Below are 14149 nucleotides of genomic sequence, written 5' to 3' on the forward strand. Positions count from 1 at the left end.
AGTGAAAGCATGAGAGAGTATGTACTAGTTATAAATCCTGGTTCTACTTCTACAAAAGTTGCTATCTATAAAGGAAAAGAAATGATTAAGATGAAAAAAATCGAGCATAGTGCTGAAGAACTGGAAAAGTATAAAAAAGTTTCAGATCAATATGATTATAGATTAAATTTAATATATGAATGGCTGCGATCTGAAGGGATAAGCACATCTTCTTTGATAGCAGTTGTGGGAAGAGGGGGTTTGCTTAGATCTATACCTGGTGGAACGTATGTTGTCACTGAAAAGATGATAGAAGACTTAGAAATAGGAATACAAGGTGAACATGCTTCAAATTTAGGTGGAATTTTGGCAAAAGGTATTGCGGATAGTGAAAAAATAAAAGCCTTTATAGTAGATCCAGTGGCAGTTGATGAGTTTGAAGATATAGCTAGGATTTCTGGACTTAAGGAAATAGAAAGAAGATCTTTAGTTCATGCTTTAAATATAAAGGCAGTATCTCACAGAAGAGCTAAAGAACTTGGGAAAAATTTAAGTGAATTGAATTTTGTGGTAGCTCATCTAGGTGGAGGAATATCAGTAACTCCAGTTAAATTTGGGAAAATGATAGATGCAAATAATGCAAGTGAAATGGGACCTTTTTCTCCTGAAAGGACAGGTAGTCTTCCTGTGGGAGATTTAGTTAGGCTTTGTTATTCAGGGAAATATACTCTTGATGAAATGAAAATAAAGATAAAAGGCAAAGGTGGATTAATGTCCTACCTTGGGACTACAGATGGAAGGAAAATAGAAGAAAGAATAAAAAATGGCGATGAGTATGCAGAGCTAATTTATAGTGCAATGGCTTATCAAATAGGAAAAGAAATAGGTGCTATGGCAACAGTTCTAGAAGGCAAAGTAGATAATATCATACTTACAGGAGGATTAGCTTATTCAGAGTATTTGGTAAACATCATAAAAGATATGATAGAATTCATTGCAGAAGTAGTGATCTATCCAGGAGAAGATGAAATGAAAGCTCTGAATGAGGGAGTTTTAAGAGTTCTTGAAGGAGAAGAAAAAGAAAAAATTTATGAAAATGAGGTGTTGTACTAATGGTGAAAGGCTTTGATGATTTATTAGAATTGGCCAAAAAGAAAGGGCCAAAGAAATTAGCAGTTGCAGTAGCTCAAGATAGAGAAGTACTTTTAGCTGTAAAAAAAGCAAAGGAACTAGGAATTGCAGATGCAATATTGATAGGAAATAAGGAAGAAATTGAAAAGATTGCAAAGGAGGTAGGATTAGATTTAGCACAGTTTGAAGTTATAGATGAAGTGGACAATGTTTTAGCTTGTAGAAAGGCTGTAAGTCTTGTTAGCTCAGGAAGTGCCGATGTAGTAATGAAAGGTATTATAGATACAGCTGTTATCATGAAACAAGTACTAGATAGTGAGATTGGACTTAGAACTGGGAAAGTTATAAGTCATGTGGCTGTATTTAGTGTACCTACATATGAAAAAATACTTACAATAACTGATGCTGCTATGAATATACATCCTGATTTAAATCAAAAGAAAGAGATAGTCGAAAATGCCGTGTCTTTTGCACATAGCTTAGATATAGCTAATCCAAAAGTTGCAATAGTATGTGCAAGGGAAAAGGTTTCCCCAAAGATGGAAGCAACTGTTCATGCTAAAGAGTTAGAAGATATGAATAAAAATGGAGAAATAAAAGGTTGTATAATTGGTGGACCTTTGGCATTAGATAATGCAATATCAAAAGAGGCAGCAAAACACAAAGGAATAGATAGTCCTGTGGCTGGAGATGCAGATATATTAGTTGTACCTAATATAGAAGCAGGAAATGTATTGTATAAATCATTGACATTTTTTGCAGGAGCAAAAAATGCAGGGCTTATAGTAGGAACTAGTGCTCCAATAGTTTTGACATCTCGTTCCGATACTGAAGAAGCAAAATTGTATTCTATTGCATTAGGTGTTTTGATGGCATCAAAGAATTAGAAAGGAGATATCAAATGGAAACTTATAGACTTTTAGTTATAAATCCAGGAAGTACTTCTACTAAAATTGCTGTATTTGAAAACGAAGATACAATATTTGAAGAAACTCTTAGACATTCTACTGAAGAATTGTCTAAATATGAAAAGATATATGATCAATATGAATTTAGAAAAAATATAATAGTTGAGTCTTTAAAGAAGAATGGCATAGAAATAGAATCCTTAAGTGCAGTGGTAGGTAGAGGAGGAATGTTAAAACCTATAGAAGGTGGAACATACAATGTCAATGAAAAGATGCTTGAAGATTTGAAGGTTGGAGTACAAGGACAACACGCTTCAAATCTTGGAGGTATAATTGCACATGAAATTGCTTCAACAATAGGCAAGCCTTCTTATATAGTAGATCCAACAGTTGTTGATGAAATGGAAGACATAGCAAGAATTTCAGGCATGGCTGATATAGAGAGAAAGAGCGTGGTACATGCTTTAAATCAAAAGGCTATAGCAAGGAGACATGCATCCAAGCAAGGCAAAAAATATGAAGAAATGAATTTGATAGTAGCTCACCTAGGTGGTGGAATATCTGTAGGTGCTCATAGAAAAGGTAGAATAATAGATGTAAATAATGCTCTTGATGGAGATGGGCCATTTTCACCAGAACGTTCAGGTGGTCTTCCAGTTGGAGATTTAGTTAAACTTTGCTATTCAGGGAAGTATACTCTTGATGAAATGGATAAAAAGATAAAAGGAAAAGGTGGATTGGTTTCTTATCTTGGAACTAATGATGCAAGAGAAGTAGATAAAATGATTGAAGATGGAAATGAAGAAGCAAAATTAGTTTATGAAGCTATGGCTTATCAGGTTGCTAAGGAAATTGGTAGCTGTGCAGCTGTTCTTAAAGGAGATGTAGATGGGATACTTATTACAGGCGGAATAGCTTATGACAAGATGTTTACTGGTTGGTTAGTTGATAGAGTAAAGTTTATTTCTGATGTATATATTTATCCTGGTGAAGATGAATTGAGGGCTTTGGCTGAAGGAGGACTTAGAGTTCTTAGAGGAGAAGAAAGTCCGAAAGAATATTTATAGAATAAGGTGGAGATATGTCGAAAGAAAATAGGATTAGAATCATTATTGGTCATTATGGTAGTGGCAAAACTGAATTCAGCATAAATTATGCTGTAAAGTTGGCAAAAGAAGGCAAAAAAGTTGCGTTGATTGATTTAGATGTGGTAAATTTATATTTTAGAAGTAGAGAAAAAGAAGAAATGCTGACTGATTTAGGGATAAAGGTTATCTCTAGTTCTATAAAAGCTTCTGCAGTTGATATTCCAGCTATTTCAGCAGAAGCCTATGGTCCATTGGAAGATAGTACATTTGATACAATATTAGATGTAGGAGGAGACCCAGCTGGGGCTAGAGTACTGGGGAGATATCATGATTTACTTAAAGATGGAGAATATGAAATGTACTATGTATTAAATGCCAATAGACCTGAAACTAGTACTTTAGAAAAAGCGCTAGGGTACTTAAATGGGATAGAGGGTATTGCAAGAGCTAAAGTTACAGGAATTATCAACAATACCCATATGTTAAAGAGTACAACAGTTGAGGATGTTATGAAGGGCCAAAAATTGGCAGTAGAGCTTTCTCAAAAGCTAGATATACCAATTAAATATATATCTGTATTAGAAGATGTTGCTAAAGAACTTCCAAGAGATTTGGAAGGTGAAATCTTTCCAATTAAATTATACATGAGGGAAGATTGGATGCTTTAAAATTTTATTTAAGGAGGGAGATTAGAGTGCCTAAAGCAAAAGGAAAAGTTACATTTGATGAAAACATTTGCAAGGGTTGTGGACTATGTGTTTCAGTGTGTCCAATGAAAATCATATCATTAGATCAAGAAAAGATAAATGCAAAAGGGTATCACCCTGCTACAGTTAAAGAAATGGACAAATGTATAGGTTGTGCTAGTTGTGCTACTATGTGTCCAGATGTAGTCATTACAGTTGAAAGAATTACTGAATAATAAAAAAAGAGGAGGGTTTAACTATGGCTAAAGTTCTCATGAAGGGAAATGAAGCTATTGGAGCCGCTGCTATTGAAGCAGGTTGTAAGTATTTTTTTGGTTATCCAATAACACCTCAAAGTGAATTGCCTGAGTATATGTCCAGGGAATTGCCAAAGATAGGTGGATGTTTTTTACAAGCAGAAAGTGAAATTGCTGCTATAAATATGGTGTATGGAGCTGCTGGATCAGGTGCAAGAGTTATGACATCTTCATCAAGTCCAGGAATTTCATTGAAACAAGAGGGAATTTCCTATATCGCAGGAGCAGAATTGCCTTGTCTTATAGTCAATATAATGAGAGGTGGCCCAGGGTTAGGAAGTATTCAACCTTCACAAACTGATTATTTCCAAGCAACTAGAGGTGGAGGAAATGGTGATTATAAACTCGTAGTTCTTGCACCTTCAAATGTACAAGAACTAGTAGATTTAATCATAGAAGGATTTGATATAGCTGATCAATATAGAAACCCAGTTATGATACTTGGAGATGGAATGATTGGTCAAATGATGGAACCAGTTGAATTTAAAGAACCTAAGAAGAGAGATTTGCCTCCAAAAGATTGGGCTACAACAGGTACAGGTGGAAAGAGAAAACCAAATATTATAAACTCACTATATTTAGCTGCAGAAGAATTAGAAGAACATAACAAAAAACTTCAAGCTAAATATAAGGCAATCAGAGAAAATGAAGTCAAAGTAGAATCATACAATGTAGAAGATGCAGATGTAGTTATAGCATCTTATGGAACTACGTCAAGAATTGCAAAGACTGCAATTGCACAACTAGAAAAGGAAGGATATAAAGTAGGACTTATAAGACCTATTTCCTTATGGCCATATCCATATGATGAGTTCAAGAAGATAAGTGATAAATGTAAGGGAATATTGACTGTAGAAATGAATACAGGACAAATGGTAGATGATGTTAAAATTGCTGTGAATGGAAAATTCCCAGTATATTTCTATGGAAGAACTGGTGGAATGGTTCCTACTCCTAAAGAAATTGTTGATAAAGTCAAGGAAATCTATGGAGGTGAAAGATAATGGCAGTAGTATTTGAAAAAACTAAAGGCCTAACAGATGTTCAAACTCACTATTGTCCAGGATGTACTCATGGTATAGTTCATAGACTAGTTGCTGAATCATTAGAAGAACTAGGAGTTCTTGACAATGCAATAGGAGTTGCACCAGTAGGCTGTTCAGTATTAGCATATAATTACTTCAATTGTGATATGCATGAAGCTGCTCATGGTAGAGCACCTGCAGTAGCTACAGGTATTAAGAGAGTACAGCCAGATAAGTTCGTGTTTACTTATCAAGGTGATGGAGATTTAGCTTCTATAGGTACTGCTGAAATAGTTCATGCTGCACATCGTGGTGAAAAAATTTCAACTATATTTATAAACAATGCTATATATGGGATGACAGGTGGACAAATGGCACCAACTACTCTTGTTGGGCAAAAAGCTACTACAGCACCTTATGGTAGAGATGAAGCTCATTGTGGTAGACCTATAAGAATGGCTGAAATGCTAGCTACTATTCATGGGGCTCAATTTGTTGAAAGAGTAGCAGTGAACAATCCAGCAAATGTTAGAAAAGCAAAACAAGCTATAAAGAAATGTTTTGAAGTTCAATTAGAAGGGAAAGGTTTTGGTATAGTAGAAGTTCTTTCAGCTTGTCCAACTAACTGGGGATATACACCAGTAGAAGCACTAAAATGGTTAGAAGATAATATGATACCTTATTATCCTCTAGGAAATTTAAGAACTCCAGAGGAGGTGGAATAAATGGAAAGTAGAATAGTTTTTGCAGGTTTTGGTGGACAAGGCGTTATGGCTATGGGACAACTCATAACTTATGCAGGAATGATTGAAGGGAAAAATGTATCTTGGCTTCCATCCTATGGTCCAGAAATGCGTGGAGGTACTGCAAACTGTGGAGTTGTAGTATCTGATGAGCCAGTAGGTTCTCCAGTAGTTGTAGATGCTACTTCAGCAGTAGTTATGAATAAGCCATCTTTGGATAAATTCGAAAAAGACATAGTACCAGGCGGAAAACTTTTCATTAATTCATCACTAATAGATAAAAAAGCTACAAGAGAAGATATTGATGTATACTATATTCCAGCAAATGAAATAGCTATAGAACTAGGAAATGATAAAGTAGCTAATATGGTTATGTTAGGTGCTTATCTAGAAGTTACAAAATTAGTAAAAGTTGAGTCTATATTAGAAGCTTTCACTAAAGTATTTGGAGAAAACAAAGCACGTTTCTTGCCTTTAAATCAAAAAGCAATAGAAAAAGGGGCAGAAGCTGTTAAATCTCAATTATAAGTATTAGTTTACAAATAAAAGTCAGCATATGCTGACTTTTATTTGTAAAAGAAAGGAGATATGGTGATATTATGTGGGGCATTATAGCTACTTGGGCAATGGCATATGATGGAGTTTCAAAGGGAAGTAAATTACTTGTAGATAAACATTCTGCGGTAGATGCCATAGAAGAGACAATTAAATCAGTAGAGGATGAACCAAGCTTTAGATCTGTTGGATATGGTGGACTTCCCAACGAAAAAGGAATTGTAGAATTAGATTCTGGATTTATGGATGGAGACAAATTATCAGTTGGTGCGGTTGGAGGAATTACTGGATTTAAAAATCCAATATCTATTGCTATAAAATTAAGTGAGGAATCATATAATAATTTTTTGGTAGGAAGTGGCGCAGAGGAATACGCAAGATTAAATGGATTTGAAGAAAAGGATATGAGTACTGAAAGGTCCTTAGAAATTTGGAGAGAAAAGAAAAAGCGTTTTTCAGAAGAAAATATAAAGGCCTATGATGGACATGATACAGTTGGAGTTGTAACACTAGATACATATGGAAAAATGTGTGTTGGAACATCAACTAGTGGTTTATTTATGAAAAGAGAAGGTCGTATTGGGGACTCGCCACTTTGTGGAGGAGGTTTTTATGTAGATAGCGAAGTAGGTGGTGCAGCAGCTACTGGAGTTGGGGAAGATATAATGAAAGGTTGCTTATCCTATGAAGTTGTTAGGCTTATGAAGGAAGGGCTTAATCCACAAGAAGCAGCTGAACGAGCAGTAGCAGAATTCAGTGAAAAGCTAAAGCGTAAAGCTAATCTTTCAAGAGACATTTCTGTAGTTTGTATGAACAATAAAGGAGAATGGGGAATAGGTACCAATATAGATGAGTTTTCATTTGTAGTAGCTAAAGAAGGAATGGATATTAAAGCGTACATAGTAAAACGCCAAAAAGAGAGAATAGAGTTTGTTGAAGCTACAAATAAATGGATAGATAAATATATGAAAAAAGAAATAAAATAATGAAAAAAAGTGCAGCAAAATATATTTTGCTGCACTTTTTTAAATGAGAAAAATTTAGGGAATACATCCTATAAAAGCTTGATTTAATTATATATGTTTGATATAATATGTTTTAAGGATAATTTACCAATTTTTTATGAGTTTTCATTTCGTGAAACTCTTTCTAGATTAGTATTTCAGTTCATATTTTATCTAATATTTCTTTTCAATAATTCAAAGACATACACAATAAATCGACTAAAAAACCAATAATATGATAAAAGCTATACAATAGCTTGTTTATGTATACAAAAAAACAACTGACAAAATATGTCAAATTCCAACATATATTTATATCGCTTAATTTTTTCACAAATAAAGTGAGAAGAGCGGGGGAACCAATATTTGGGGTGAATCCTTTTTATTCCATAAGGTAGGGTATGCCCTTAACCCGAACCCATCAGCTAACCTCGTAAGCGTGGAAGGGGGATTGGTATTCTATTGTCACCTGACTATGGTTCCCCATAGTCTTTAATTTTGCTGTAAATATTTTAGGTATTCAAAGGAGGTAATAGTATGATTTATTCAGTATTAGGTGCAGGTAATGGTGGAATTGCTATGGCTGGCTATTTGGCCAAGAGTGGATTTACAGTAAATTTGTACAATAGAACTTTAGAAAAAATAATGCCACTAATTGAGAATCCAACTATTGTTCTTACTGGGGAAGAAGAAGGCATTGGAGTGTTAAATAAAGTTAGCAGCAATGTGGGGGAAGTGATAAAAGATGCTGATATTATAATGGTGACTATTCCAGCTATGGGTCACAATTATATTGCAAAAGAGATGGCTCCCTATTTGGAGGATGGGCAGATAATTGTTTTAAATCCTGGAAGGACAGGAGGAGCTTTGGAAGTATATAGTACTATAAGAAAATGTGGCTGTGACAAGGATATTGTAGTAGCTGAAGCACAAACCTTTATATATGCTTGTCGTGCTACGAGTCCCAATAGTGCCCATATTTTCAAAGTAAAGAATGAAGTTTCACTAGCTTGTATACCAGCAATTAGAACAGATGAAGTGATAAGTATGCTTTATAGTGCCTATCCACAATTTAAACCAGCAAGAGATGTCATTGAAACAAGTTTAAACAACTATGGAGCTATATTTCATCCAGCTCCAACACTATTAAATAGTGGTCATATAGAAAGGGGAGCACCATTTGAATATTATAAAGAAGGAATTACTCCATCTATAGGTAAGTTTTTAGAAAAGATGGATGAAGAAAGGATAAAAATTGCTAATATTATAAATACAAAAACTATATCAGCTAAGGAATGGCTATACGAGTCTTATGGTGCTAGTGGAGAGTGTCTTTATGATGCAATTCAAAACAATCCAGGTTATAATGGATTGGTGGCTCCTAAAGGTTTAAATATCAGATATATATATGAAGATGTTCCATATAGTTTGGTTCCCATGTCTTCAATTGCTAAAATGTTTAATTTAGAAACGCCATATATTGATTCCATTATAAGCTTGGCTATACTCATGACAGGGCGAGATTTTTGGAACAATGGAAGAACAGTAGAAAGATTGGGATTAGATGGACTAAGTATTGATGAAATTCATGAATTTGCTCAAACAGGTACTATTTCTAAAAATAGTGAGGTGGTGGCATAATGAAAAAAATAATTGCAGCAACTATAGGAAATTGCGTTCATGTAGCAGGTACAATGAATTTTCTCAATTTGGCAGAAAAGGAAGGATACGAGACAGATTTTATTGGAATTGCATTGCCAATAGATGCCATTATAGAAAAGATAAAAGAACTAAATCCTGATATAGTGGCGTTAAGTTATAGACTTACTCCAGAACCATTAGAAAAGATACTTGATGAGTTAAAGGAAAAAATTGCAGATGAAAATATATCAAATATTACTTGGATATTTGGAGGTACAGAACCTACAGCAAAAGTTGCTGAAAAAACAGGAATATTTACTAAAATATTTTATGGGACTGAAGATATAGATGAAGTTATAGGATATTTGAAGGGAAAAGATTATATAGAAGAGGAAAATTATCCTAGAGATTTGATTTCAAGAATTGAGTCCAAATATCCCTACCCTATATTGAGACATCATTTAGGACTTCCAACTATAGAGGATACAGTAAAGGCTATTGAAAAAGTTGCAGAAGCTAAGGTATTAGACGTTATATCTATAGCTCCTGATCAAAATGCACAAGAACATTTCTTTGAACCAGAAAAAATGGATCATAGATTAGATGGAGCTGGAGGAGTTCCTATCAGATCTGAAGAGGATTTTAGAAAACTTTATGATGCTGCTCAAAGGGGAAATTATCCATTACTTAGATGCTATAGTGGTACGAAGAATTTAATACCATTTGCCAAAGTACTTAGAGAGACCATTCACAATGCTTGGTGTGCAGTTCCTCTATATTGGTATAGTGATTTAGATAAAAGAGGACCACGACAAGTATTAGATGCTATAATAGAAAATCAACAAGTTATGAAATGGCATGGAGATAGAAATATACCAGTAGAAGTAAATGAATCACATCACTGGAGTTTAAGAGATGCTCATGATGCTATAGGGGTGGCTACTGCTTTTTTGGCTGCCTACAATGCCAAAAAGATGGGAGTTAAAAATTATATAGCTCAATTTATGTTCAATGTTCCTGCATTTATGGCACCTCAAATGGACTTAGCCAAAATGCTTGCAAAGATAGAATTGATAGAGAGTTTAGAAGATGAAGACTTTAAGGTTTATAGACAGGCAAGAGCAGGACTAGCAAGTTTTCCAGCAGATTTAAATCAAGCAAAAGGGCAACTTGCAAGCTCAGCTTATTTATCTATGGCTATAAAACCACATATCTACCATGTAGTAGGATTTTGTGAAGCTCATCATGCTGCAAATGCAGAAGATATAATAGAATCTTGCAAAATAGTTAGGGGTGTAGTGAGAAATGAGTTTCTAGGTACTGTTGATATGACAAAAGATTTAGTAGTACAAAAGAGAAAAAAAGAACTTATAGAAGATGCTTATATTATATTAGATGCTATAAAATCATTAGATAACAACTCAAGAGATCCATTATCAGATCCAAAGGTATTAGCAAAAGCTGTTGAAGTAGGCATATTAGATGCTCCTCATTTAAAAGGAAATCCAGCAGCAAAAGGAGAATTATCTACTCGATTAGTTAATGGTGCATTATATCCTTACGATAATACTGAGGGAAGAGTTTTATCGGAAGAGGAAAGAATTGAAAGAATTCTATATAAAAATAGAATATACGATAAAAAAACTGCAGTAGTATAAAAATGTGGCGGGGAAATATTATCCCTGCTATTTTTTATTGTTGTACTTATATATGCTATAATTGAAGTTGATTTATAGAATATAAATAAAGGAGAATTTAGATGCTAGAAATTATTGCTACTTGCATAGATGATGCTATAAAGATTGAGAAAAATGGTGGAGATAGAATAGAGCTTGTATCTTCTTTAACAGAAGGAGGGCTAACTCCAAGTTATGGACTTATAAATGAAGTTATGAAAAAGATAAATATTCCTATAAATGTAATGATAAGACCTCATGCTAAATCCTTTATATATTCTGAGGAAGATATAAAGATAATGATTGAAGATATAAAAATTGCAAAAAAATTGGGAGTTAATGGAGTGGTTTTAGGTGTTCTAGATAGTGAACGAAATATTGATGAGAAAAACTTAAATATACTTCTTAAGTATTCAGATGGTTTAGAAGTTACTTTTCATAGGGCTATAGATGAGAGTAGAGATTTAATAGAGAGTGTCAAAATCCTTAAAAAATATCCTGGCATAAAAAGAATTCTTACTTCAGGAGGCAAGGATAATAATATAGAAGAAAATTTGGATATATTGGGAAAAGCAATTGAGAATAGTAAAAACAATCCAACAATACTCGTAGGTGGAGGACTTAATCTGAACAATGTAGAAAATATAATCAATTATACAAAGGCAAAAGAAGTCCATTTTGGTACTGCTGTGAGAAAAGATAGTAGTCCTTTGGGAGATATTGATGAAGAAAAGTTGAAATCATTAGTCAAAAAATTAAATGTCAATAAAATAGGTTAAAGATGTTAATTCATCTTTAACCTATTGCAAATAAAAATTCACCTTCACAGGCAATTTCATTATCTACATATGCAATGCCCTTTCCTATTCCTATAGAACCCTTCATCCTAGTTATTTCAATTTCCATTTTTAAGACATCGCCAGGAACAACTTTCTTTTTAAATCTTATTTTGTTAAGTCCTGCAAAATATGGAGTTTTTCCCTTGAACTTTTCTTCGCTTAAAATAACTACTGCTCCCACTTGTGCCATAGATTCAACAATTAAAACTCCAGGCATGACAGGTTCAACTGGAAAATGACCTTGAAAAAAAGGTTCATTGATAGTTACATTTTTATACCCTATTCCCAACTTTCCAGGCGAAACTATTTCTACACTATCTATCATGAGAAAAGGATATCTATGAGGAATTATTTTTTTTATTTCATTTACATTTAATACATTTGGCATAAAATCACCTCACAAAAATATTATTGGAATTAGATGGATAAAGGTTGAAATATTTTGGAGAATATTATATACTATTTTTTAAAGTTCAATAAAAACTTTAAAAAATTTCCATAAAATGGAATGATTTTTATGAAAATTCACATTAAGACAGCTCAATAAATAGATTATACCATATTATTTTTGTTTTATGTACGGGAGGTGCATATTTTTGAACAGTTTATATTCTGTAGGTATTACAGGATTGGGTAGTTGTGTACCAGATAATGTAGTGACAAATGATGATTTGAGTAAAATAGTAGATACATCAGATGAATGGATAAGGACAAGAACTGGCATTAGACAAAGAAGGATTGCAGATAAAAATACAGCTACATCAGATTTATGTACAGAAGCTGCTAAAAAGGCTATGAAAGATGCACAAATTGATTCTAAAGATATAGATTTAATACTTATAGCTACAGTTACACCTGATATGGCTTTTCCATCAACAGCTTGTATAGTACAAAAAAATATAGGCGCAGACAATGCTGCTGCTTTTGACATCTCTGTAGGTTGTTCAGGATTTTTATATGGACTAGCTATAGGCTCAAATTTTATAGCTACAGGAGCTTATAAGACTGTTTTAGTTATCGGCTCTGAAGTCTTATCTAAAATACTTGATTGGGAAGATAGAAGTACATGTGTACTATTTGGAGATGGGGCAGGAGCTTGTATTTTGCAAAGATGTGAAAATGGAAGTGGTATTCTTTCATATGATTTAGGTGCAGATGGAGCTAATGGGCATTTTCTTACTCAACCAGCAGGAGGATCTAGAATGCCAGCATCTCACGAAACAATTGACGAAAGACTTCACTACGTACATATGGACGGAGGAGAAGTATTTAAATTTGCTGTAAGGGCAATGGAAAGGGCTTCTTTGGAAGCTTTAAAAAAAGCAAATATGAATTTAGAAGATATAGATTTTCTCATTCCACATCAGGCCAATATAAGAATTATAAATTCTGCGGCAAAAAGACTTAAAGTACCTACAGAAAGGGTATATGTGAATTTAGATAAGTATGGCAACGTGTCTTCGGCATCAATACCTATGGCCTTGGATGAAGCTTATCATGATGGTCTTATAAAAAAAGATGATGTGGTTTTGTTGGTAGCTTTTGGGGCAGGACTTACTTGGGCTTCAGTAGTTTTGAAATGGATTAAATGAGGGATGGTGAAATATGTTTAATACAAGATTATGTGAAATATTAAATACGAAGTATCCAATTATTCAGGGAGGAATGGCTTGGGTAGCAACTCATGAATTAGCTCAAGCTGTATCTGAAGCAGGAGGACTAGGAATTATAGCAGCTGGAAATGCACCAAAAGAAGTGATTAGAGAAGAAATAAGGAAATTGAAATTAAATACAGATAAACCCTTTGGAGTAAATATAATGCTTATGTCACCTTTTGCTGAAGACATCATAGATTTAGTATGTGAAGAAAGGGTCCCAGTAGTGACTACGGGAGCTGGAAATCCAGGCAAATATATAGAAAAACTTAAAAATTTTGGAGTAAAGGTTTTGCCAGTAGTTCCTACTGTAGCATTAGCTAGAAGACTTGAAAGAGAAGGTGTTGATGCTCTGATAGTTGAAGGTACAGAAGCTGGTGGGCATATTGGAGAATTGACTACTATGTCTTTAGTACCACAAATTGTCGATGCAGTAGATATTCCAGTAGTTGCAGCTGGTGGAATTGCAGATGGCAGAGGATTTTTGGCAGCATTGTCTTTAGGTGCTGAAGGTGTACAAATTGGTACTAGATTTGTATGTTCAACTGAGTGTATAGCTCATGAGAATTATAAAAAAATGATTGTGCAAGCTAAAGATAGAGATGCAATAGTTACAGGAAGAAGTACAGGTTATCCTGTGAGGGTTATAAAGAATAAGTTTACAAAAGAATATTTGGAACTTGAAAAAAAGGGGACGCCTTTTGAAGAGTTAGAAAAATTGGGTTCTGGAAGATTGCGACTTGCTGTTATAGATGGAGATGTGGATAATGGTTCTTTAATGGCAGGACAAATTGCAGGCCTTATAAAAGACATAAAACCATGTAGTGAAATCATAGAAAATATTATGAGGGAAGCAGAAGCAGAACTTAATAGATTATATAATTTTAAAAGGAGTGAGTAGT

15 protein-coding genes and 1 riboswitch are annotated in these 14149 nt (G+C 34.0%); of the genes, 14 read left to right on the forward strand and 1 reads right to left on the reverse strand.

The features are described from left to right. The first annotated feature begins 9 nt into the window (after positions 1 to 9). The 12 genes from buk (ACFWUA_RS07555) (at position 10) to ACFWUA_RS07610 (ending at position 11532) form a co-directional block, all read left to right on the forward strand. Positions 10 to 1092, forward strand: coding sequence for a butyrate kinase (buk, locus tag ACFWUA_RS07555; protein WP_416197438.1), 1083 nt, complete (start codon positions 10 to 12; stop codon positions 1090 to 1092). Beyond that, entirely contained in the window at positions 1092 to 1997 is a 906-nt protein-coding gene (ptb, locus tag ACFWUA_RS07560; RefSeq protein WP_416197439.1) for a phosphate butyryltransferase, read from the forward strand. The genes buk (ACFWUA_RS07555) and ptb overlap by 1 nt, the downstream gene beginning before the upstream one ends. Before the next feature lie 14 nt (positions 1998 to 2011). After that, a complete protein-coding gene (gene buk, locus ACFWUA_RS07565; protein WP_416197440.1) occupies positions 2012 to 3085 on the forward strand; it encodes a butyrate kinase in 1074 nt (357 codons plus the stop codon). A gap of 14 nt (positions 3086 to 3099) precedes the next feature. Next, positions 3100 to 3774 (forward strand): ATP-binding protein, encoded by a 675-nt coding sequence (locus tag ACFWUA_RS07570; RefSeq protein WP_416197441.1) that lies wholly within the window; start codon positions 3100 to 3102, stop codon positions 3772 to 3774. Positions 3775 to 3800: 26 nt separating this feature from the next. Further along, the gene (locus tag ACFWUA_RS07575) at positions 3801 to 4028 is read left to right on the forward strand and encodes a 4Fe-4S binding protein (RefSeq protein WP_416197442.1); all 228 of its coding nucleotides are present in this window, start codon (positions 3801 to 3803) and stop codon (positions 4026 to 4028) included. A 23-nt stretch (positions 4029 to 4051) separates the two neighbouring features. Further along, positions 4052 to 5113 (forward strand): 3-methyl-2-oxobutanoate dehydrogenase subunit VorB, encoded by a 1062-nt coding sequence (locus tag ACFWUA_RS07580; RefSeq protein ID WP_416197443.1) that lies wholly within the window; start codon positions 4052 to 4054, stop codon positions 5111 to 5113. Then, a complete protein-coding gene (locus ACFWUA_RS07585; protein WP_416197444.1) occupies positions 5113 to 5859 on the forward strand; it encodes a thiamine pyrophosphate-dependent enzyme in 747 nt (248 codons plus the stop codon). The genes ACFWUA_RS07580 and ACFWUA_RS07585 overlap by 1 nt, the downstream gene beginning before the upstream one ends. Further along, positions 5860 to 6405 (forward strand): 2-oxoacid:acceptor oxidoreductase family protein, encoded by a 546-nt coding sequence (locus ACFWUA_RS07590; protein ID WP_416197445.1) that lies wholly within the window; start codon positions 5860 to 5862, stop codon positions 6403 to 6405. A 71-nt stretch (positions 6406 to 6476) separates the two neighbouring features. Continuing rightward, a complete protein-coding gene (locus tag ACFWUA_RS07595) occupies positions 6477 to 7418 on the forward strand; it encodes a N(4)-(beta-N-acetylglucosaminyl)-L-asparaginase (protein WP_416197446.1) in 942 nt (313 codons plus the stop codon). Between the two features lie 326 nt (positions 7419 to 7744). After that, positions 7745 to 7891, forward strand: a riboswitch (cyclic di-AMP (ydaO/yuaA leader). A gap of 82 nt (positions 7892 to 7973) precedes the next feature. Further along, positions 7974 to 9077 (forward strand): NAD/NADP octopine/nopaline dehydrogenase family protein, encoded by a 1104-nt coding sequence (locus ACFWUA_RS07600; RefSeq protein ID WP_416197447.1) that lies wholly within the window; start codon positions 7974 to 7976, stop codon positions 9075 to 9077. Further along, on the forward strand, positions 9077 to 10735 hold the full coding sequence (locus ACFWUA_RS07605; protein WP_416197448.1) for a cobalamin B12-binding domain-containing protein: 1659 nt from the start codon (positions 9077 to 9079) through the stop codon (positions 10733 to 10735). The genes ACFWUA_RS07600 and ACFWUA_RS07605 overlap by 1 nt, the downstream gene beginning before the upstream one ends. Positions 10736 to 10836: 101 nt before the next feature. Beyond that, positions 10837 to 11532 (forward strand): copper homeostasis protein CutC, encoded by a 696-nt coding sequence (locus tag ACFWUA_RS07610; RefSeq protein WP_416197449.1) that lies wholly within the window; start codon positions 10837 to 10839, stop codon positions 11530 to 11532. A gap of 16 nt (positions 11533 to 11548) precedes the next feature. Here ACFWUA_RS07610 and fabZ read toward each other — a convergent pair whose 3' ends face one another. Further along, complete coding sequence (gene fabZ / locus ACFWUA_RS07615; protein WP_416197450.1) at positions 11549 to 11980, reverse strand: 3-hydroxyacyl-ACP dehydratase FabZ; 432 nt, start codon at positions 11978 to 11980, stop codon at positions 11549 to 11551. 208 nt (positions 11981 to 12188) lie between these two features. Here fabZ and ACFWUA_RS07620 point away from each other — a divergent pair, with 208 nt between their 5' ends. Together ACFWUA_RS07620 and fabK are read left to right on the forward strand one after the other, a co-directional pair. After that, a complete protein-coding gene (locus ACFWUA_RS07620; RefSeq protein ID WP_416197451.1) occupies positions 12189 to 13184 on the forward strand; it encodes a beta-ketoacyl-ACP synthase III in 996 nt (331 codons plus the stop codon). Positions 13185 to 13197: 13 nt separating this feature from the next. Beyond that, entirely contained in the window at positions 13198 to 14148 is a 951-nt protein-coding gene (gene fabK / locus ACFWUA_RS07625) for an enoyl-[acyl-carrier-protein] reductase FabK (RefSeq protein WP_416197452.1), read from the forward strand. Position 14149 lies beyond the last annotated feature (1 nt).

It is taken from the genome of Sporanaerobacter sp., from assembly GCF_047830725.1.
Classification (GTDB): domain Bacteria; phylum Bacillota; class Clostridia; order Tissierellales; family Sporanaerobacteraceae; genus Sporanaerobacter.

Coding starts and splice junctions, on each gene's coding strand:
- buk (WP_416197438.1), top strand. CDS start 10: ATGAGAGAGTATGTACTAGTTATAAATCCTGGTTCTACTTCTACAAAA.
- ptb (WP_416197439.1), top strand. CDS start 1,092: ATGGTGAAAGGCTTTGATGATTTATTAGAATTGGCCAAAAAGAAAGGG.
- buk (WP_416197440.1), top strand. CDS start 2,012: ATGGAAACTTATAGACTTTTAGTTATAAATCCAGGAAGTACTTCTACT.
- ACFWUA_RS07570 (WP_416197441.1), top strand. CDS start 3,100: ATGTCGAAAGAAAATAGGATTAGAATCATTATTGGTCATTATGGTAGT.
- ACFWUA_RS07580 (WP_416197443.1), top strand. CDS start 4,052: ATGGCTAAAGTTCTCATGAAGGGAAATGAAGCTATTGGAGCCGCTGCT.
- ACFWUA_RS07585 (WP_416197444.1), top strand. CDS start 5,113: ATGGCAGTAGTATTTGAAAAAACTAAAGGCCTAACAGATGTTCAAACT.
- ACFWUA_RS07590 (WP_416197445.1), top strand. CDS start 5,860: ATGGAAAGTAGAATAGTTTTTGCAGGTTTTGGTGGACAAGGCGTTATG.
- ACFWUA_RS07595 (WP_416197446.1), top strand. CDS start 6,477: ATGTGGGGCATTATAGCTACTTGGGCAATGGCATATGATGGAGTTTCA.
- ACFWUA_RS07600 (WP_416197447.1), top strand. CDS start 7,974: ATGATTTATTCAGTATTAGGTGCAGGTAATGGTGGAATTGCTATGGCT.
- ACFWUA_RS07605 (WP_416197448.1), top strand. CDS start 9,077: ATGAAAAAAATAATTGCAGCAACTATAGGAAATTGCGTTCATGTAGCA.
- ACFWUA_RS07610 (WP_416197449.1), top strand. CDS start 10,837: ATGCTAGAAATTATTGCTACTTGCATAGATGATGCTATAAAGATTGAG.
- fabZ (WP_416197450.1), bottom strand. CDS start 11,980: ATGCCAAATGTATTAAATGTAAATGAAATAAAAAAAATAATTCCTCAT.
- fabK (WP_416197452.1), top strand. CDS start 13,198: ATGTTTAATACAAGATTATGTGAAATATTAAATACGAAGTATCCAATT.